This window comes from Klebsiella sp. HN106, assembly GCF_051209435.1.
Lineage (GTDB): Bacteria > Pseudomonadota > Gammaproteobacteria > Enterobacterales > Enterobacteriaceae > Klebsiella > Klebsiella oxytoca.
Genome location: NZ_JBLURD010000004.1, coordinates 1 through 18215, shown reverse-complemented (window position 1 = coordinate 18215; position 18215 = coordinate 1). Strand labels below are relative to the sequence as shown.

18 protein-coding genes and 2 rRNA genes are annotated in these 18215 nt (G+C 53.5%); 8 read left to right on the top strand and 12 right to left on the bottom strand.

Annotation, left to right across the window (positions count from 1 at the left end; translation table 11 throughout):
* Positions 1–79 precede the first annotated feature (79 nt).
* The 5 genes from rseC to rseD are packed head-to-tail and all read right to left on the bottom strand — an operon-like array spanning position 80 to position 2908.
* Positions 80–559, bottom strand: coding sequence for a SoxR-reducing system protein RseC (gene rseC, locus ACSIPU_RS12755; RefSeq protein ID WP_004104579.1), 480 nt, complete (start codon positions 557–559; stop codon positions 80–82).
* Positions 556–1512 (bottom strand): sigma-E factor regulatory protein RseB, encoded by a 957-nt coding sequence (gene rseB, locus ACSIPU_RS12750; protein WP_004104581.1) that lies wholly within the window; start codon positions 1510–1512, stop codon positions 556–558. The genes rseC and rseB overlap by 4 nt, the downstream gene beginning before the upstream one ends.
* Positions 1512–2162 (bottom strand): anti-sigma-E factor RseA, encoded by a 651-nt coding sequence (rseA, locus tag ACSIPU_RS12745; protein ID WP_004104582.1) that lies wholly within the window; start codon positions 2160–2162, stop codon positions 1512–1514. Before rseA ends, rseB begins: the two co-directional genes overlap by 1 nt.
* A 32-nt stretch (positions 2163–2194) precedes the next feature.
* The gene (gene rpoE, locus ACSIPU_RS12740) at positions 2195–2770 is read right to left on the bottom strand and encodes an RNA polymerase sigma factor RpoE (protein ID WP_004104583.1); all 576 of its coding nucleotides are present in this window, start codon (positions 2768–2770) and stop codon (positions 2195–2197) included.
* 39 nt (positions 2771–2809) lie between these two features.
* Positions 2810–2908: a rpoE leader peptide RseD gene (gene rseD, locus ACSIPU_RS12735; protein WP_148720832.1), complete on the bottom strand. Its 99-nt coding sequence runs from the start codon at positions 2906–2908 to the stop codon at positions 2810–2812.
* Between the two features lie 285 nt (positions 2909–3193).
* Between rseD and nadB the strand changes: the two genes are divergently transcribed.
* Entirely contained in the window at positions 3194–4813 is a 1620-nt protein-coding gene (nadB, locus tag ACSIPU_RS12730) for an L-aspartate oxidase (protein WP_023329931.1), read from the top strand.
* On the opposite strand, the gene trmN is transcribed toward nadB, so the two are convergent.
* Positions 4798–5538, bottom strand: a complete 741-nt coding sequence (trmN, locus tag ACSIPU_RS12725) for a tRNA(1)(Val) (adenine(37)-N(6))-methyltransferase TrmN (RefSeq protein WP_004104592.1) — start codon at positions 5536–5538, stop codon at positions 4798–4800. The genes nadB and trmN overlap by 16 nt on opposite strands.
* A 131-nt stretch (positions 5539–5669) precedes the next feature.
* On the opposite strand from trmN, the gene srmB reads away from it, so the two are divergent.
* A complete protein-coding gene (gene srmB, locus ACSIPU_RS12720) occupies positions 5670–7001 on the top strand; it encodes an ATP-dependent RNA helicase SrmB (RefSeq protein WP_023321440.1) in 1332 nt (443 codons plus the stop codon).
* A 44-nt stretch (positions 7002–7045) separates the two neighbouring features.
* On the opposite strand, the gene grcA is transcribed toward srmB, so the two are convergent.
* Positions 7046–7429, bottom strand: coding sequence for an autonomous glycyl radical cofactor GrcA (grcA, locus tag ACSIPU_RS12715; RefSeq protein WP_004104596.1), 384 nt, complete (start codon positions 7427–7429; stop codon positions 7046–7048).
* A gap of 311 nt (positions 7430–7740) precedes the next feature.
* Here grcA and ung point away from each other — a divergent pair, with 311 nt between their 5' ends.
* Positions 7741–8430 (top strand): uracil-DNA glycosylase, encoded by a 690-nt coding sequence (gene ung, locus ACSIPU_RS12710; RefSeq protein ID WP_004104597.1) that lies wholly within the window; start codon positions 7741–7743, stop codon positions 8428–8430.
* 106 nt (positions 8431–8536) lie between these two features.
* Here ung and ACSIPU_RS12705 read toward each other — a convergent pair whose 3' ends face one another.
* On the bottom strand, positions 8537–9610 hold the full coding sequence (locus ACSIPU_RS12705; RefSeq protein ID WP_004104598.1) for a tRNA/rRNA methyltransferase: 1074 nt from the start codon (positions 9608–9610) through the stop codon (positions 8537–8539).
* 203 nt (positions 9611–9813) lie between these two features.
* Between ACSIPU_RS12705 and trxC the strand changes: the two genes are divergently transcribed.
* From trxC to ACSIPU_RS12680, 5 genes are all read left to right on the top strand, one after another.
* Positions 9814–10239: a thioredoxin TrxC gene (gene trxC / locus ACSIPU_RS12700; RefSeq protein ID WP_004104599.1), complete on the top strand. Its 426-nt coding sequence runs from the start codon at positions 9814–9816 to the stop codon at positions 10237–10239.
* 69 nt (positions 10240–10308) lie between these two features.
* Complete coding sequence (locus ACSIPU_RS12695) at positions 10309–11007, top strand: tRNA-uridine aminocarboxypropyltransferase (protein ID WP_016809503.1); 699 nt, start codon at positions 10309–10311, stop codon at positions 11005–11007.
* 35 nt (positions 11008–11042) lie between these two features.
* Complete coding sequence (locus tag ACSIPU_RS12690; protein WP_126489435.1) at positions 11043–13721, top strand: bifunctional acetate--CoA ligase family protein/GNAT family N-acetyltransferase; 2679 nt, start codon at positions 11043–11045, stop codon at positions 13719–13721.
* 93 nt (positions 13722–13814) lie between these two features.
* Positions 13815–15170, top strand: coding sequence for a CDP-diacylglycerol--serine O-phosphatidyltransferase (gene pssA, locus ACSIPU_RS12685; protein WP_004104602.1), 1356 nt, complete (start codon positions 13815–13817; stop codon positions 15168–15170).
* Between the two features lie 40 nt (positions 15171–15210).
* Entirely contained in the window at positions 15211–15537 is a 327-nt protein-coding gene (locus ACSIPU_RS12680; RefSeq protein ID WP_004104604.1) for a YfiM family lipoprotein, read from the top strand.
* 2 nt (positions 15538–15539) lie between these two features.
* Here ACSIPU_RS12680 and ACSIPU_RS12675 read toward each other — a convergent pair whose 3' ends face one another.
* From ACSIPU_RS12675 to ACSIPU_RS12660, 4 genes are all read right to left on the bottom strand, one after another.
* On the bottom strand, positions 15540–16838 hold the full coding sequence (locus ACSIPU_RS12675) for an MFS transporter (protein ID WP_004104606.1): 1299 nt from the start codon (positions 16836–16838) through the stop codon (positions 15540–15542).
* A gap of 273 nt (positions 16839–17111) precedes the next feature.
* Positions 17112–17567: a DUF4385 domain-containing protein gene (locus ACSIPU_RS12670; RefSeq protein WP_024274570.1), complete on the bottom strand. Its 456-nt coding sequence runs from the start codon at positions 17565–17567 to the stop codon at positions 17112–17114.
* Between the two features lie 214 nt (positions 17568–17781).
* Positions 17782–17897: ribosomal RNA gene (gene rrf, locus ACSIPU_RS12665) — 5S ribosomal RNA — on the bottom strand.
* A 201-nt stretch (positions 17898–18098) separates the two neighbouring features.
* A 23S ribosomal RNA gene (locus ACSIPU_RS12660) occupies positions 18099–18215 on the bottom strand; the annotation flags it as partial.

The window sequence follows — 18215 nt, the reverse complement described above, 5'->3', positions numbered from 1 at the left end:
AATGCTCTTACCGCTAGCATAGCTGGAGTAAATGACGAGTTCTTGCGTGAGTTGTAAATAAAGATAAGGGCCAGTGAAATCACTGACCCAATGGTGAGGAAGTCGTCTCGATGCGGACTAAATCTGGCGGTAAACCGACGCTAAGAATCACCGGCTGCCACGACTGCCGGGAAGCCAGGCCCGGCGAGAGGCCGCGCGCTACCAGAAACCCGCCGACGCCGCCCAGTATCGCCCCGCAGAGGGAGGCGAAATCATTGGCAAACAGCACCTGGAATATTGATGCCATTACGAACAAACCCACTAACGGCGCCATATAGACCAATACTGCCGACCCTAGCAGGCTGCTCTCGGCAATACCCAGCTCGACCTTTTGCCCGGCCGACAGCGGCTGTTCGCAGGGAACGCTAATGGTATGGCTGGTTTGCGGCCCTAGCTTATTCAGCACCCGGCTTCCGCAACCGGCGCGAGAAGCGCAGCTGCTGCAGGAGGCTTTGACATCGCAATGCACCAGCGCAACGCCATTGTCCCAGGAAACAACCGTCGCCCACTCTTTAATCATTGTACTGCCCTGAATTTGATACTGTCGGAAATCCGCTTGGCGGTTTGCGGAGGCAGCTCGCCAACAATGGTGATTTCTGCGTTATCACGCACGGTAGTCGCTACGGTACGACGGCCGGTACGCAGTAGCTGATCGGTGCTATTTGCCGTGGCGCGATTGATATTAATGGAGAAACTAAACAGCCCGTCGGAATACAATCGAGACTCTACCGGCCCATCGAAAGTGGGCAGGCGACGCTGGCTGCTGGACACTTCGGCAACACCCTGCGGCAGCCAGGTTGGCGCCCAGTTAAAGTTGGCCTTATTGCCCCCCTCCGGAACGGACAGCTGAGGAGGTAGATTAGCTTTAGACAGGGTTTCCATGCTGGCGCTGACGTTATCGCCAACGTTGAAGGAGACCACCCGGAACTGCTCAAGCGTTTCGCCATCCCGATCAAGCAGATCCACCCGCAGCGGAAGCTTAGTTTCCGCATCCAGCCAGGCGATATAGCTATAGCGGGTACCGTCGCGAGCCACGACGCGAACCACATCGCATAGACGATCGGCAATACGCGTACGCCCAACGGAAATGAAGTCGTAATAGGATGAAAGACGTTTAAAGTCGGAGTAAACCAGCGAGGGCAGCGAATCAACAATATAGTCGCCGTTTAGCGTAAAAGGATCGAGCCCGGGTTCAAAGTAGCTAATCTCCGTTCCGCGCAGCACCACTTCCCGACGGGGGCCGTCGAGCTGGAGAAGCTGAGCCAGAGTGCGATTATCCAGTTTAGCGTGTCGATAGCGCAGCGACTCAACACCCTGCTTGTTGATGCTGACGAAAGAGAGCTCGTAATTAAGGGACTGGCTGGCCAGATTCATCTGCTGCAACAACGCCCCGGACGATGTATCAGCCGAGGCGTTGACGGAGAAGAACAGGCTGCCTGCCATGAGCGACATGGCACACCAAAGTTGCTTCATTACTGCGATTGCGTTCCTAAAGTTTGATAGCCCGGCACCTGAACAGCGGCTTGTTGAGTCTGGGCCTGGCCAAACTGCAGCTGTTCCGCATGCAGGCGACGCTGCAATTCATAATCCTGCAGCATAGCATTAATTCTGCGGCGCTGTTCCTGCACTTGAGCCTGCTGGCCGGTACCTGCTGAGGCATCCGCCGGTACGCCCAGGCTAACCGGGCTGGCCTTACCCATCATCGGCATGGTGTTAAACACCGGCGCTTCCGGCTGCTGAGAGGTATCAGACTGGCCATTATACTGTTGAACGCCAACAATCACAGCCAGAGACACGCACGCGGCAACGCCCATCTGGGTGAGCGAACTGGCCCACGGGCGAACTTTTTGCCAGAAAGGCATCTGACGCCACTGGTGCGGTGCGGGCTGAGATTCCGGAATAAGAGGAACCGTCTGACGAACGGGCTCGTTTTCAATGGCGGCCATGACGCGAGCTGAGATATCAAAATGGAGCATCTCACTCGTATCGCCTCGCAGCGTATCGCGGATGAGATGGTAGCTCTCCCAGGTTTTTTGCATTTCAGATGAACGCTCCAGCTCATTGAGCAGTTCGTTATCCAGCGTTTCACCATCCATTAAGGCCGAAAGTTTTTCTTTCTGCATGCCTGATACCCTTTTCCAGTATTCCGCTATCGTCAACGCCTGATGAGCGGTTGAACTTTATTATCAATAGCTTCTCGCGCCCGGAAGATGCGTGAACGCACTGTGCCCACCGGACAATCCATGATGGCGGCTATTTCTTCATAGCTCATGCCATCCAGCTCCCGCAGGGTAATTGCCATGCGTAAATCCTCCGGAAGCGACTCAATGGTACGAAAGACTATCTGTCTCAGCTCTTCTGACAACATTAAGTTCTCAGGGTTCGAAATTTCTTTCAACGCCCCACCGCTTTCGAAGTTTTCAGCATCATTTGCATCAACATCGCTGGATGGCGGACGGCGCCCCTGAGCAACCAGATAATTCTTCGCCGTGTTTACGGCAATGCGATATAACCAGGTGTAAAAAGCACTATCCCCCCGGAAAGAATCCAGCGCACGCCATGCTTTAACGAACGATTCCTGAACAACGTCAGCGATATCGCCCGGCGGCACGTAGCGGGAGACCAGGCTTGCAACCTTATGCTGATAGCGTACCACCAGCAGGTTAAATGCTTTCTGATCTCCTTTCTGGACCCGTTCAACAAGGACCTGATCCGTTAACTGCTCGCTCATCCGAGGTAATGTCTCCCCAAACCCAATTCCCATGCGTATTCAAAAACACCACCCAATTACTGCATAAATGAGCAAGCAGAGGGTTGGAGTGTCTGAAAACAATAAAGTTCCGTTACGCCTTTGTTTTTCGTTCGGCACCGGCTGACGGATTGTTATCTCTCATTATATGTCCCGGTAGCTAAACGATATGTAAGATAATAAGAAAAAGCGCAAGACCCGCCAGAAGGGTAACGTAACCCGACTTTTATTTCACTATAAAATCTGAAGCTAACGAGCGGCTTCGCAAAACCTTTCGTAGACGTATCTCCCGCCACATTGTGACTCCATGTTTAGCCTGCACAACCAGCAGTAAAAAAAGTGTACGAATTATCGCTGGCTGGTGCTATTGTTCGGTAATCGTGTTTAGTAAATTAAACAAAGACTATGAATACAACTCCTGATTCCTCCTGTGATGTGCTAATTGTTGGCAGCGGCGCTGCTGGTTTATCTCTCGCCCTGCGCCTGGCGGAACGCTGTACGGTCACCGTTCTCAGCAAAGGCCCCATTAGTGAAGGGTCTACTTTCTATGCGCAAGGCGGCATCGCCGCCGTGTTTGATGAAACCGACAGCGTTGAATCCCACATCGAAGATACGCTGATTGCCGGAGCGGGTCTTTGCGATCGCCATGCGGTCTCCTTTGTTGCGAGCAACGCTAAACCCTGCGTTCAATGGCTTATCGATCAGGGCGTTTTGTTCGATACTGAGGTACAGGCAAACGGCGAAGCGAGCTATCACCTGACGCGCGAAGGGGGGCACAGTCACCGCCGTATCCTCCACGCCGCCGATGCGACCGGGAAAGCCGTAGAGACCACCCTGGTGAGCAAGGCGCTGGCCCACCCTAATATCCGGGTGCTGGAGCGCAGCAACGCCGTTGATCTGATTCTCTCCGATAAAATCGGCCTGCCGGGAACGCGGCGCGTTGTGGGAGCCTGGATCTGGAACCGTAATAAAGAAGCGGTTGAGACCTGCAGCGCAAAAGCTGTGGTGCTGGCGACCGGCGGCGCAGCGAAGGTTTATCAGTATACGACCAACCCTGACGTCTCTTCCGGGGATGGTATTGCAATGGCCTGGCGAGCCGGCTGTCGGGTCGCCAATCTGGAATTTAATCAGTTTCACCCAACGGCGCTGTACCATCCGCAAGCGCGCAATTTCCTGTTAACGGAAGCGCTGCGCGGCGAGGGCGCACTGTTGAAACGTCCGGACGGCACACGGTTTATGCCGGAATTTGACGAGCGCGGCGAACTGGCTCCGCGCGACATTGTCGCCAGAGCGATCGATCATGAGATGAAGCGCCTGGGCGTTGACTGTATGTATCTCGATATCAGCCATAAACCGGCAGAATTTATCCGCCACCACTTCCCGATGATCTACGAGAAGCTGCTGGGGCTGGGCATTGACCTGACAAAAGAGCCAGTTCCCATTGTGCCGGCGGCACATTATACCTGCGGCGGCGTGATGGTTGACGATCATGGGCGCACTGATGTTGACGGGCTGTACGCCATTGGCGAAGTGAGCTACACGGGATTACACGGCGCTAACCGTATGGCTTCAAATTCATTGCTGGAGTGCCTTGTTTACGGCTGGTCCGCTGCCGAAGATATCGTTAAGCGTATGCCGTTCGCTCAGGCGGTCAATAAACTGCCTTCCTGGGACGAAAGCCAGGTCGAAATACCTGATGAACTGGTCGTAATACAGCACAACTGGCATGAGCTGCGCTTGCTGATGTGGGATTATGTCGGCATCGTGCGTACCACTCGTCGTCTTGAACGCGCCCTGCGCCGTATTACTATGCTGCAACAGGAGCTGGACGAATACTACGCTCGCTTCCGTGTCTCTAATAATTTGCTGGAGCTGCGTAACCTGGTACAGGTTGCTGAGCTGATTGTACGCTGTGCCATGCAGCGTAAAGAGAGCCGCGGGCTTCACTATACGCTGGATTATCCTGAGCAGCTGCCCGACAGCGGACCGTCGGTGCTCTCGCCGCTGGCTCACATAAAAAGATAAAAATCCTGGGTCAAAGCGGTAAATCCTTCGGAATATTGCTGCTCTGGCCCGCGGATAACTAATCTGTCGCTAAAGCACTCTTCCCCCGCCGACGGCGAAAAAGCCAGCAGAACCCGATGCGGCGGGCGCATTTCCGTTTCCGCGACATCCGTTCGTAGACGCAGATGCCAGCCCATATTCTGCGCCCGCTGCACAAACGCGTTACCGATGTCGACCGGAAGCACAACGCAGAAAAACCCCTCTTCCGTAATAAGTTCGGCGGCGCAGGTTAATAATGTTGCGTGATCGAGAGAGGAAGTGTATCGAGCCTGCTCGCGCTGCGAGGTGGCGCAAGGTACGCCTTCTGCGAAAAAAGGCGGGTTGCTGACAATCAGCTCATAGCGTCGGGTTTGCCGCGGCTGCCATTGCTGAATATCGGCCTGATGAATCTGCAGACGCCCGGCCCATGGAGAATCCGCGGCGTTTTCTCGCGCCTGTTGTGCCGCCTCTTCGTCCAGCTCCACGGCATCCACGATGACCGTCTCCCCGGTACGCTGCGCGAGCATCAGGGCTAACAGGCCGCTGCCCGCGCCGATATCCAGCACGCGCTTAACCTGCGCGATCGGGGCCCATGCGCCAAGTAAAATACCGTCGGTACCCACTTTCATCGCACAGCGATCGTGGGCGACAAAAAACTGCTTAAACGTAAAACCATTGCGCGGCAGCGCGAACTTCGACTGGGACATCCTCGATAACCTTGCGGACAAAAACTCCTGAGCGTAAGGCTATGCACAATACCGGAGAACAGATAGCCTTACAAACAGATGAACATTGCGTCCGTAACGTCTATAATCGGCGGTCCACTCAGAGGTAGATCATGACTGTAACGACTTTTTCCGAACTTGAACTCGACGAAAACCTGCTGGACGCTCTCCAGGACAAAGGTTTCACACGCCCGACAGCCATTCAGGCCGCCGCTATTCCGCCTGCGCTTGATGGCCGTGATATTCTCGGTTCAGCCCCGACAGGCACCGGTAAAACGGCGGCGTATCTTCTGCCCGCGTTGCAGCATCTGCTCGATTTTCCACGCAAGAAATCTGGTCCGCCGCGCATTCTTATCCTGACCCCAACTCGCGAACTGGCAATGCAGGTTGCCGACCACGCGCGTGAGCTGGCAAAACATACTCATCTGGATATCGCCACCATTACCGGCGGTGTCGCCTATATGAACCATGCTGAAGTGTTCAGCGAGAACCAGGATATTGTGGTCGCCACGACCGGCCGCCTGCTGCAGTATATTAAAGAAGAAAACTTTGATTGCCGCGCCGTTGAAACCCTGATCCTTGATGAAGCGGACCGCATGCTGGATATGGGCTTCGCGCAGGATATCGAACACATTGCCGGTGAAACCCGCTGGCGTAAGCAGACGATGCTGTTCTCCGCCACCCTCGAAGGTGACGCCATTAAAGATTTTGCTGAACGCCTGCTGGAAGAACCGGTAGAAGTCTCGGCAACGCCCTCCACCCGCGAGCGTAAAAAAATTCACCAGTGGTATTACCGTGCCGATGACGTCAAGCACAAGACCGCTCTGCTGGTCCATCTGCTGAAGCAGCCGGAAGCGACGCGCTCTATCGTCTTCGTACGTAAGCGCGAGCGCGTTCATGAACTGGCGGGCTGGCTGCGTGAAGCGGGTATCAATACCTGCTGGCTGGAAGGCGAGATGGTGCAGGCGAAACGTAATGAAGCAATTAGCCGCCTGACCGATGGTCGAATTAACGTGTTAATCGCTACCGATGTTGCCGCACGCGGAATCGACATCGCGGACGTAAGCCACGTATTTAACTTCGACCTGCCGCGCACGGCAGATATTTACCTGCACCGTATTGGTCGTACCGGCCGGGCGGGTAAAAAAGGTACGGCTATTTCACTGGTTGAAGCCCACGATCATCTGCTGCTGGGTAAAATTGGCCGCTATACTGAAGAGCCGCTAAAAGCCCGCGTTATTGATGGGCTGCGCCCAACTACCCGCGCGCCAAGCGAGAAGCAAACCGGTAAACCGTCCAGGAAAGTATTAGCGAAGCGTGCAGAGAAGAAAGAGAAAGAAAAAGAGAAGCCGCGCGTGAAAAAACGCCACCGCGATACCAAAAACATTGGTAAGCGTCGTAAACCAAGCGGAGCGGATACCGCGCAGAAGGCAAACGAAGAGTAAAAAAACGCCGGGATATCCCGGCGTTTTTACATCAAAGTTGAGTCTTACAGGCTTTCGGTAAAAGTACGGGCGATAACGTCGCGCTGCTGTTCCGGCGTCAGGGAGTTAAAGCGCACCGCATAGCCAGAAACGCGAATGGTCAGCTGTGGATATTTTTCCGGATGTTCAACCGCATCCAGCAGAGTTTCGCGACGCAGAACGTTCACGTTCAGATGCTGACCGCCTTCAACGCGGACTTCAGGCTTCACGTCTACCGGGATTTCACGGTATTCGATCTCGCCCAGATTGCTCACCGCAACCACGTCATCTTCAGCAAAACCGGCTTTCGCGCACAGGCAGCGGGCTTCGCCTTTTTCGCTATCCAGCAGCCAGAAAGAGTTCAGCAGGTCGTCATTTGCAGCTTTAGTAATTTGGATACCAGTAATCATTTTATGCCTCCCAGGCAGTGTTTGTTCGATTATTGGCCTTCGCGGCCAATTGGTAAAACCATTGTTGTATGAGTGTATATATATCAGCCGGGCATCCGGCATTCTTTGATTTATATCAACAAAAACCCCATCACAAAAGTGGGTATAGGCAGATATTATTGTTTTACATCAAGTTACGCTACACCCTTCACCAAAAAAATTTGTAAATTTTCAATTTTTTTTGCACAAAGAACGCCAGTGGGATGGCGTAAATTTTGTGTTGTAGAAAGATGCAGTTAAGCTATGGCAATGACACTTTGCAGGAGAGCAAAATGACCACCCCATTAACCTGGCACGATGTGCTGGCAGAAGAGAAGCAGCAACCCTGGTTTGTTAATACCTTAAAAACGGTTGCTGAAGAGCGGCAATCGGGCATCACTATCTATCCTCCACAAAAAGACGTTTTCAACGCGTTTCGCTATACCGAGCTAAGCGACGTCAAAGTGGTGATCCTCGGTCAGGATCCCTACCACGGACCAGGACAGGCTCACGGCCTTGCCTTCTCTGTTTTACCGGGCGTTGCGACCCCTCCTTCTCTGCTGAACATGTATAAAGAGCTGGAAGGCACGATCCCGGGCTTTCAGCGCCCAAATCATGGTTATCTCGAAAGCTGGGCGCGTCAGGGGGTTTTGCTGCTTAATACCGTATTAACGGTACGCGCCGGGCAAGCGCACTCTCACGCTAGTCTTGGATGGGAAACCTTTACCGATAAAGTGATTTCACTGATTAACCAGCATCGGGAAGGGGTTGTATTTTTGCTGTGGGGTTCACATGCGCAAAAGAAAGGCGCGATTATCGATCGCCAGCGCCATTGCGTGCTCAAAGCGCCGCATCCGTCACCGCTCTCCGCGCACCGCGGCTTCTTCGGCTGTAATCATTTCGTCCTGGCGAATGAATGGCTGGCTGAACGCGGCGAAGCGCCAATTGACTGGCTACCCCGGCTGCCGGCTGAGAGCGAATAAAGCAGACCAGTGTTAAAAATCAATCACCACCTCCCCAGGAGGTGGTTTAGGGATGACAATGAAAATGCCAGCATTACGCTGGCATTTATCGTTCTGCGACAAGCTATCAAGCTTTGTTCTGTCGCCACCATTCTGCCAGCAGCACGCCGGTTGCCACGGAAACGTTCAGGCTTTCAACGTTGCCGGTGCCTTCGATAGCAATATTCAGATCGGCGCTGGAGATAGCGGCATCAGACAGACCGTCGCTCTCCTGCCCTAATACCAGCACCATCTTCTTCGGCAACTCGGCTTTAAACAGCGGAGTCCCGTTATGGCTGGAAGTTGAAACAATCGCGTAGCCCGCTTTACGGAAGCGCTCAAGCGTATCGATAAAGCTGTCGCCCGTAATCGGTTCAACGTGTTCTGCCCCGCCTTCTGCGGTACGAATCGCGGCACCGGACTCCATAACGCCAGCATCCTGCACAATTACGCCCTTAACGCCGAAGTGCGCGCAGCTGCGCATGATGGCGCCAAGGTTGTGCGGGTTGCCGACATCTTCCAGCGCCAGCACGCAATCTTCAGCGTCGGCTTTCGCCACCCACTGCTCAACAGAGGTGCCATGACGTTTTTTAATCAGGAAGCAAACTCCGCCGTGGTGTTCAGTGCCGGACGCTTTCGCCAGCTCTGCTTCATCAACGACGTGATAAGCTTTACGGTTAGCCGCCATCCAGCGCAGGGCTTCTTTGAAGCGCGGAGTCACGCTCTGGATAAACCAAGCGCGCACAATAGCGTCCGGACGGCTCTGGAAAAGCGCCTGGCAGGCATTTTCGCCGTAAACGCGGGTCTCTTCCGCGCGCTGGCGACGCAGCACTTCAGGATCGATAAAGCTTTTTCCGCTGATCCCGCCGTGATCCGCTTTTACCGGCGCCTCATCACCCGGCGCGCGGGATACGGTACGCCACGGAGAGGAACCCTCACCGCCGAAGCCTTCACGCTTGCGATCGTCACGTTTACGATCGCCACCGCGGCTGTCTCTTTCATCGCGCGCAGGGCGGTTACGACCGTCAACACGAGACTTTCCTGGGCGTCCCCCACCTTTCCCGGTACGCGGGTTATGGGTACGTCGGTCAGAATCATCATCACTGCGGACATACATCACTTTGACCTTGCCGCTTTTATTTTTCAGTTCGTCGTCGCTCATTCATTTTCTCCACCTGCGCTGCGCGAAGCGCGCAGATTACCCGATGTGCCATCACTTAGCCATTATTTCATTTAAAAGCCTGAGTCTATCGTAATCATTGAATAAAACTCATTGTCCTTTATTAGTACTGCATCGATAATATGTAACATTACAGAAACAAATCGGCCACGTGCCGCGCTGCAACCCATAACCAGAGGTTAGTTATGAATACCGTTTGTGCCAGTTGTCAGGCTCTGAACCGCATCCCCGACGATCGTAGCGCTGATGGCGCGAAATGCGGGCGCTGCGGCCACGATCTTTTTGACGGCGATGTGATCAACGCGACCGGGGCAACGCTGGATAAACTGCTGAAGGACGATCTGCCCGTTGTCGTTGATTTCTGGGCGCCGTGGTGCGGCCCCTGCCGTAACTTTGCGCCCATTTTCGAAGATGTGGCTGAAGAGCGCAGCGGCGAAATGCGGTTCGTGAAAGTGAATACCGAAATGGAACGCGAACTGAGCGCCCGCTTCCGCATCCGCAGTATCCCGACCATTATGATGTTCAAAAATGGTGAAGTCATCGACATGCTGAACGGCGCCGTACCGAAAGCGCCTTTCGATAGCTGGTTGAACGAAGCCGGCCAGCAATAAACCCGACGGGGCACCGCTTGTGCCCCGTTTTTACCTCTGCGACAATGGCGTTTTTTCTTAGCGATCCCCATGACTGATAACGCCGTCCTTCGCCTTCGCGCCGAACGTCTCGCGCGCGCCACCCGGCCTTTTCTTGCTCGCGGCAACCGTATTCACCGCTGCCAGCGCTGTTTGCTGCCGTTGAAACAGTGCCTCTGCGCGACCCTTAATCCCGTTGCCGCCACCAGCCGTTTTTGCCTGGTGATGTTCGATACCGAGCCAATGAAGCCCAGCAATACCGGACGCCTGATTGCCGATATCCTGCCGGATACGGAAGCCTTTCAATGGTCACGAACCGAACCGCCGCAGGCGCTTCTCGATCTCGTTGCCGACGCGAGATATCAGCCAATGGTGGTTTTTCCGGCCTCCTATGCCAGCGCCGGGCGCCGGGTACTTGACGCACCGCTTCCCGGCAAACCTCCGCTGTTTATTATGCTCGACGGCACCTGGCCCGAGGCGCGAAAAATGTTCCGCAAAAGTCCCTGGCTTGATGCGCTGCCGATGATTTCCGTTGATCTGTCCCGCGTCTCCGCTTATCGCCTGCGAGAAGCCCATGCAGAAGGCCAATACTGTACCGCTGAAGTCGCCATAGCGCTGCTGGATCTTGCGGGGGATGTCACCGCAGCCAGCGCCCTTGGCGATCATTTCAGCTTATTCAGAAAGCGCTATCTGGCAGGAAAAACGCAGCATAAGGGCGGTATCACAGCACAACTGACAGAAAACGTTTAAAATCATTCGGTCACTGGGGATCAAAGGAGACCGGAATGAGCCAACGAGGCCTCGAAGCATTGCTGCGGCCGAAATCGATCGCCGTTATCGGCGCATCAATGAAACCACAGCGCGCCGGTTATCTGATGATGCGCAACCTGCTGGCTGGCGGATTTAACGGCCCTGTCCTTCCCGTTACGCCGGCGTGGAAAGCGGTTCAGGGCGTACTGGCCTGGCCTGACGTCAACAGCCTGCCCTTTACCCCCGATCTCGCGGTGCTTTGCACCAATGCCCGAAGAAACCTTGAGCTTCTGGAAGCATTGGGGCAAAAAGGGTGTAAGACCTGCATTATTCTCTCTTCACTACCCGAACAGTATCCCGCGCTGCTTGAATGCGCAGCCCGCTATCAAATGCGCCTGCTCGGGCCGAATAGTCTCGGCCTGCTTGCGCCCTGGCAGGGCCTTAACGCCAGCTTTTCGCCGGTTCCTATCCATCGCGGTAAACTGGCGTTTATTTCGCAATCGGCGGCCGTATCCAACACCATCCTCGACTGGGCCCAGCAGCGCGAAATGGGGTTTTCTTACTTTATTGCGCTCGGCGATAGCCTGGATATCGACGTTGATGACCTGCTCGATTTCCTTGCTCGCGACAGTAAAACCAGCGCTATTCTGCTCTATCTTGAACACCTTAGCGACGCCCGTCGCTTTGTCTCCGCGGCCCGTAGCGCGTCGCGCAATAAGCCTATCCTGGTGATCAAAAGCGGGCGTAGTCCGGCGGCGCAAAAGCTGCTGCACGTCAATTCCGGTATGGATCCGGCCTGGGACGCCGCTATTCAGCGCGCGGGTTTGTTGCGGGTTCAGGATACTCACGAACTGTTCTCTGCGGTGGAAACCCTCAGCCATATGCGCCCACTGCGCGGCGAGAAACTCATGATTATCAGTAACGGCGCAGCGCCGGCTGCGCTGGCGCTGGATGAGCTTTGGCTGCGCAACGGCAAACTTGCCGCTCTCAGCGAAGAGACCAGCGCTCTTCTCCGCCAGGCGTTGCCTGAAACCATGGATATCGCTAACCCACTGGATCTCCGCGATGACGCCAGTAGCGAGCATTACCTCAAAGCGCTGAACGTGCTGCTGGATAGCCATGATTACGACGCGCTGCTGGTGATCCATTCACCCAGCGCTGCTGCTCCGGGGACGGAAAGCGCGCTGGCGCTGATTGACGCCCTGAAGCGCCATCCGCGCGGTAAATACGTTACGGTTCTGACTAACTGGTGCGGTGAGTTTTCATCGCAAGAGGCGCGTCGTCTGTTTAGCGATGCGGGACTACCGACCTATCGCACCCCCGAAGGGACGATAACCGCGTTTATGCATATGGTGGAATACCGGCGTAACCAGAAGCAGCTCAGAGAGACCCCGGTACTGCCAGTCTCATTAGCCACTAACACAGCCGAAGCGCATAGTCTGTTACAACGCGCAATCAATGAAGGTGCCACCACGCTGGATACCCATGAAGTGAGTCCTGTTCTGCGCGCTTACGGTATTCATACTCTACCGACGTGGATTGCCGCAGATAGCGCCGAGGCCGTGCATATCGCCGAACAGATAGGTTACCCCGTCGCGCTCAAGCTCCGCTCGCCAGACATCCCCCATAAGTCGGAAGTCCAGGGGGTCATGCTTTACCTACGTACGGCTACCGAGGTACAGCAGGCCGCGGACGCGATTATCGATCGTGTCAAAATGACCTGGCCGCAGGCGCGTATTCACGGACTGCTGGTGCAAAGCATGGCCAATCGAGCCGGGGCGCAGGAGCTGCGGGTCGTCGTCGAGCACGATCCGGTTTTTGGACCGCTGATCATGCTGGGCGAAGGCGGCGTCGAATGGCGAGCAGAAGATCAGGCCGCCGTCGCACTCCCGCCGCTCAATATGAACCTTGCGCGCTACCTGGTCATCCAGGCCATCAAAAGCAAAAAAGTGCGCGGGCGCAGCGCGCTGCGTCCGCTCGATATTCCCGGCCTGAGTCAGCTACTGGTACATGTATCGAATTTGATCGTCGACTGCCCGGAAATCCAGCGCCTCGATATCCACCCTCTGCTGGCTTCCGGTCACGAGTTTACCGCGCTTGACGTCACGTTAACTCTCGCGCCGTTCACTGGCGATAGTGAAAGCCGCCTGGCCATCCGCCCTTATCCGCAGCAGCAGGAGGAGTGGGTAGTGATGAAGAATGGCGAACGCTGCCTTTTCCGTCCCATACTCCCGGAAGATGAGCCGCAGCTGCTGGCCTTTATCGCACAGGTCACGAAGGAAGATCTTTATTATCGTTACTTCAGCGAAATCAACGAATTTACTCACGATGATTTAGCTAACATGACGCAGATCGACTACGATCGAGAAATGGCCTTTGTTGCCGTGCGCACGACGGCTGAAGGGAATGAGATCCTCGGCGTGACGCGAGCGATCTCCGACCCGGATAACATCGATGCCGAATTTGCCGTACTGGTGCGCTCTGATTTAAAGGGTATGGGTTTAGGCCGTAAGCTACTGGAAAAGCTCATTGCCTATACGCAAAGTCACGGTCTGCAGCGGCTGAATGGCATTACTATGCCTAATAATAAAGGCATGATTGGACTCGCCAGAAAGCTAGGATTCTCAGTTGATATTCAGCTTGAAGATGGAATTGTCAGTTTGTCTCTACAGCTTGTATCTGAGCAATTACAATCGGCTGGCCGCAATTGTTGACTACTTTAACGGGTAGTAATGGTATTATTGCCCGCTTACGTCGTCTGCATGGTACAGAAGACCCTTCAATAAACAGAGAAGAAACGCACTGTGATGTTGTCAAAATTTAAACGCAATAAACATCAACAACACCTTGCCCAACTCCCTAAGCTTTCTCAGTCAGTTGATGATATCGAGTTCTTTTACGCTCCGGCAGATTTTCGGCAAGCGTTACTGGCCAGGATAGCTCAAGCCACCCAGCGTATTTGTATCATTGCGCTCTATCTGGAACAGGATGATGGCGGTAAAGGAATTTTGCAGGCGCTGTACGACGCTAAGCGTCAGCGTCCAGAGTTAGATGTCCAGGTGCTGGTTGACTGGCATCGTGCCCAGCGCGGGCGTATTGGCGTCGCCGCGTCAAACACCAACGCCGACTGGTATTGCCGCATGGCGCAGGAGAACCCTGGCGTCGATATCCCGGTTTATGGCGTTCCGGTCAATACCCGGGAAGCTCTCGGCGTCCTCCATTTCAAAGGCTTTATCATTGATGATTGCGTTCTCTACAGCGGCGCCAGTCTGAACGACGTTTACCTGCATCAGCACGATAAGTATCGTTATGATCGCTACCAGTGCATTCGCAACGCGAAAATGGCCGATGTGATGTTTGACTGGGTTACGAACAACCTGGTGCAAGGTCGCGGCGTTAACCGCCTTGATAAGGCCGATCGCCCAAAAAGCCCGGAAATCAAGAATGAAATCCGCCAGTACCGCCAGGAGCTGCGCGATAGCCGCTACCATTTCCCAGGCGATGCCGACGAAGAACAGCTGTCGGTAACCCCGCTAGTTGGCCTGGGCAAGACGAGCCTGCTGAATAAAACCATTTTCCATCTGATGCCCTGCGCTGAACATAAGCTGACTATCTGCACCCCCTATTTCAACCTGCCGGCTCTGCTGGTACGTAATATCATTCAGCTGTTGCGGAGTGGCAAAAAAGTCGAAATTATCGTCGGCGATAAAACCGCCAATGATTTCTATATTCCGGAAGATCAGCCATTTAAAATTATCGGCGCGCTGCCCTATCTTTATGAAATTAATCTGCGGCGCTTCCTGAGCCGTCTGCAGTATTACGTGAATACTGACCAGCTCATTGTCCGTTTATGGAAGGATGATGATAACAGCTATCACCTGAAAGGCATGTGGGTTGATGATGAGTGGATGCTACTGACCGGCAATAACCTGAACCCGCGCGCATGGCGGCTGGATTTGGAAAACGCGATTCTTATCCACGATCCAAAGCATCAGCTTGGTGCCATGCGCGAAAAAGAACTCAGCCTCATCCGTAAACATACCACGATCGTTAAGCACTATCGCGATCTACAAAGTATTGCCGACTACCCGATAAAAGTACGCAAACTGATCAGACGCCTGCGACGTATTCGAATCGACCGCCTTATCAGCCGTATTCTTTGAATTTCCGCCCCGCTCAGCGGGGCTTTTTCCTGGAATTTGTATGCGCAATATCATGCTTATTGCCCCGCTGTTACTACTGACCGGCTGCAGCCATATGGCCAATGATTCATGGAGCGGTCAGGACAAAGCCCAGCACTTCCTCGCCTCAGCGATGCTTTCTGCCGCAGGTAACGAATATGCCCAGCATCAAGGCTATAGTCGCGACCGGAGCGGCGCTATTGGCTTTATGTTTTCCGTGAGCTTAGGGGCATCGAAGGAGCTATGGGACAGCCGCCCGTCGGGGAGCGGCTGGAGCTGGAAAGATTTCGCCTGGGATGTGGCAGGCGCCACAACCGGCTATGCGGTATGGCAGCTGGCACATCAATAAATCTACAAGCGCAGCCCTTTACCTTTACGATGCAGCGTCAGAGAGACCAGAAAAGCAATCGCCCCCATGACGGTCACGTACCAGTAAAAAGCGTGCTCAATTCCCACAGATTTTAGCGACAGTGCGACATACTCGGCCGAGCCGCCGAATAGCGCATTGGCTACAGCGTAAGAAAGCCCAACGCCCAGAGCACGTACCTGGGCCGGAAACATTTCCGCCTTCAGAATGCCGCTGATTGAGGTGTAGAAACTGACGATCAGCAGGGCGCATATCACCAGAGCAAACGCCGCATACGGCGAACTCACGTTTTGTAGCGCATTAAGAATCGGCACGGTAAAGAGGGTGACCAACGCGCCAAAACAGAGCATTGAGGTACGACGGCCAATCTTGTCCGAGAGGGCGCCAAAAAGCGGCTGAACCAGCATATAAACAAATAAAGCAGCGGTCATAATCATGCTGGCGGTGCCCGCTGTCATACCCGCGGTATTGACCAGATATTTTTGCATATAAGTGGTGAAGGTATAAAAGCTTAACGACCCGGCGGCAGTAAAGCCCAGTACCATAATAAATGCCTTGCGGTTACGCCAGAGCCCTTTGAACGAACCAGCTTCTTTTAACGCGCGCGTTTCCTGCTTAGAAGTTTCGTCCAACTGGCGTCGCAGCCACAAGGCCACGATAGCCAGGACTGCGCCAAGGGCAAACGGAATACGCCATCCCCAGGCATGAAGATCTTCATCACTGAGGATCTGTTGTAATGCAACAACAACCAGCACCGCCAGAAGTTGACCACCAATCAGCGTGACGTACTGAAATGAGGCATAGAACCCTTTCTTACCTTCTACGGCAACTTCGCTCATATAGGTGGCGCTGGTACCGTATTCCCCCCCGACGGATAATCCCTGGAATAAACGTGCAAGCAGAAGCAGAGCCGGAGCCCAGGTTCCTATCGTTGCATAACCCGGCAGGCAGGCTATCACCAGTGAACCAAAACACATCATGCATACGGAAATCAGCATAGAAGTTTTGCGTCCACGACGATCAGCAATGCGCCCGAATATCCATCCGCCGATTGGACGCATCAGAAAACCGGCAGCAAACACTCCTGCCGTTTGTAACAATTGGGTTGTGGTATTCCCGGAAGGAAAGAAGATGTGCGCGAAATAGAGTGAGCAAAATGAATAGACATAAAAATCAAACCATTCCACCAGATTCCCTGACGATGCCCCAACAATGGCCCATATACGGCGCCGGGTATCGGCATGTTCCAGCGATTCACGTTCGCTAATACTGCTTTCTGTCATTGTAATTCTGCTCCAGCAAAGACTGCAATCTGCCTCATCGGGTGTCCCCGCGCCATCAGGCAAATCAGTTAGTAAATCAAATGTTATATAATTGTTATTTTTTAGTTTGTGATGCTATTCACATTTTTTTTCGTAATGTATCTTTTCGCGATTAAAAGTAGATTCTTAAGGATTAACAAAGTGAAATATGGTGAAGATCGGGCAATACAGTTTTTTATATAGGCTAAATCACGGTAAATATTTATGCGGGGCGAGGAACATTGAGGTTGAAAATTACCCCCATTGAGCCTGATGTTTCTTTTTTCTCTGGAGATAATCTTCATCCTGCCGAAGTTTATCCCACCATTGTTTAAAGACTGCCGCAGCTGCTGCCTTAACAGGATCATTACCACGTGGATTCAGGCAGCCATCCTTTGCATATTTTTTACCACCTTTGTAATTGGCATAACGCCTTGCCCGGGTGTAGCCCATCTGAATAAATTTTCGTGCCATATCCATACCAACGAAATCATTCTGCTGTCGATAAAACTCGAAGAGCTGATAAATTTCCCTGGCAGATTCAGTCGCGGATGCTTCATCTTTATAGCGCCAGTAGGGAAGGATTTCGCTTTTATAGGGCTCAACCAACAACACGCCCTGTTCGCCTCTTCCTACCTGATAGAGCTCCGGGTGCTGGCGAAAATCGATGCAGGAAAAGTCTTGCTGGTAATTAAAAGGCTTAATGGCCATTATTTTCTCTCATGCCCACAGGTACATATTATAAGCCTGGTACATAAGTCTGGAATGTGGAGAGGGAATTACTCTGGATCTTATACAGGGAGACAGCATAAATCCGGCAGGATTCATGAGGGATATTGGATACAGGGAGAACGATATCCGACAGTTTCAGACGACTAAAACGCAAAAAGCCCATCCGTCAGGATGGGCTCTTCACTTGTTTGATGCCTGGCAGTTCCCTACTCTCACATGGGGAGACCCCACACTACCATCGGCGCTACGGCGTTTCACTTCTGAGTTCGGCATGGGGTCAGGTGGGACCACCGCGCTATCGCCGCCAGGCAAATTCTGTTGTCAGAAACGAATCTTTTACACCGATGCTGCGTTGGCTGCATTCGTAAAGTCAGTCACATACTTCAGTATGCTCCTTCCTTTCCTTCATTTGCCGCCTTGCCTCAGCGTAAAATCTTTCGTTCCCGAAAATCTGTAATCAATGCTGAAATTGTTGTCTTCTCAAATCCGCCAAAACATCTTCGGCGTTGTAAGGTTAAGCCTCACGGTTCATTAGTACCGGTTAGCTCAACGCATCGCTGCGCTTACACACCCGGCCTATCAACGTCGTCGTCTTCAACGTTCCTTCAGGACTCTCAAGGAGTCAGG

Coding starts and splice junctions, on each gene's coding strand:
- rseC (WP_004104579.1), bottom strand. CDS start 559: ATGATTAAAGAGTGGGCGACGGTTGTTTCCTGGGACAATGGCGTTGCG.
- rseB (WP_004104581.1), bottom strand. CDS start 1,512: ATGAAGCAACTTTGGTGTGCCATGTCGCTCATGGCAGGCAGCCTGTTC.
- rseA (WP_004104582.1), bottom strand. CDS start 2,162: ATGCAGAAAGAAAAACTTTCGGCCTTAATGGATGGTGAAACGCTGGAT.
- rpoE (WP_004104583.1), bottom strand. CDS start 2,770: ATGAGCGAGCAGTTAACGGATCAGGTCCTTGTTGAACGGGTCCAGAAA.
- nadB (WP_023329931.1), top strand. CDS start 3,194: ATGAATACAACTCCTGATTCCTCCTGTGATGTGCTAATTGTTGGCAGC.
- trmN (WP_004104592.1), bottom strand. CDS start 5,538: ATGTCCCAGTCGAAGTTCGCGCTGCCGCGCAATGGTTTTACGTTTAAG.
- srmB (WP_023321440.1), top strand. CDS start 5,670: ATGACTGTAACGACTTTTTCCGAACTTGAACTCGACGAAAACCTGCTG.
- grcA (WP_004104596.1), bottom strand. CDS start 7,429: ATGATTACTGGTATCCAAATTACTAAAGCTGCAAATGACGACCTGCTG.
- ung (WP_004104597.1), top strand. CDS start 7,741: ATGACCACCCCATTAACCTGGCACGATGTGCTGGCAGAAGAGAAGCAG.
- ACSIPU_RS12705 (WP_004104598.1), bottom strand. CDS start 9,610: ATGAGCGACGACGAACTGAAAAATAAAAGCGGCAAGGTCAAAGTGATG.
- trxC (WP_004104599.1), top strand. CDS start 9,814: ATGAATACCGTTTGTGCCAGTTGTCAGGCTCTGAACCGCATCCCCGAC.
- ACSIPU_RS12695 (WP_016809503.1), top strand. CDS start 10,309: ATGACTGATAACGCCGTCCTTCGCCTTCGCGCCGAACGTCTCGCGCGC.
- ACSIPU_RS12690 (WP_126489435.1), top strand. CDS start 11,043: ATGAGCCAACGAGGCCTCGAAGCATTGCTGCGGCCGAAATCGATCGCC.
- pssA (WP_004104602.1), top strand. CDS start 13,815: ATGTTGTCAAAATTTAAACGCAATAAACATCAACAACACCTTGCCCAA.
- ACSIPU_RS12680 (WP_004104604.1), top strand. CDS start 15,211: ATGCGCAATATCATGCTTATTGCCCCGCTGTTACTACTGACCGGCTGC.
- ACSIPU_RS12675 (WP_004104606.1), bottom strand. CDS start 16,838: ATGACAGAAAGCAGTATTAGCGAACGTGAATCGCTGGAACATGCCGAT.
- ACSIPU_RS12670 (WP_024274570.1), bottom strand. CDS start 17,567: ATGGCCATTAAGCCTTTTAATTACCAGCAAGACTTTTCCTGCATCGAT.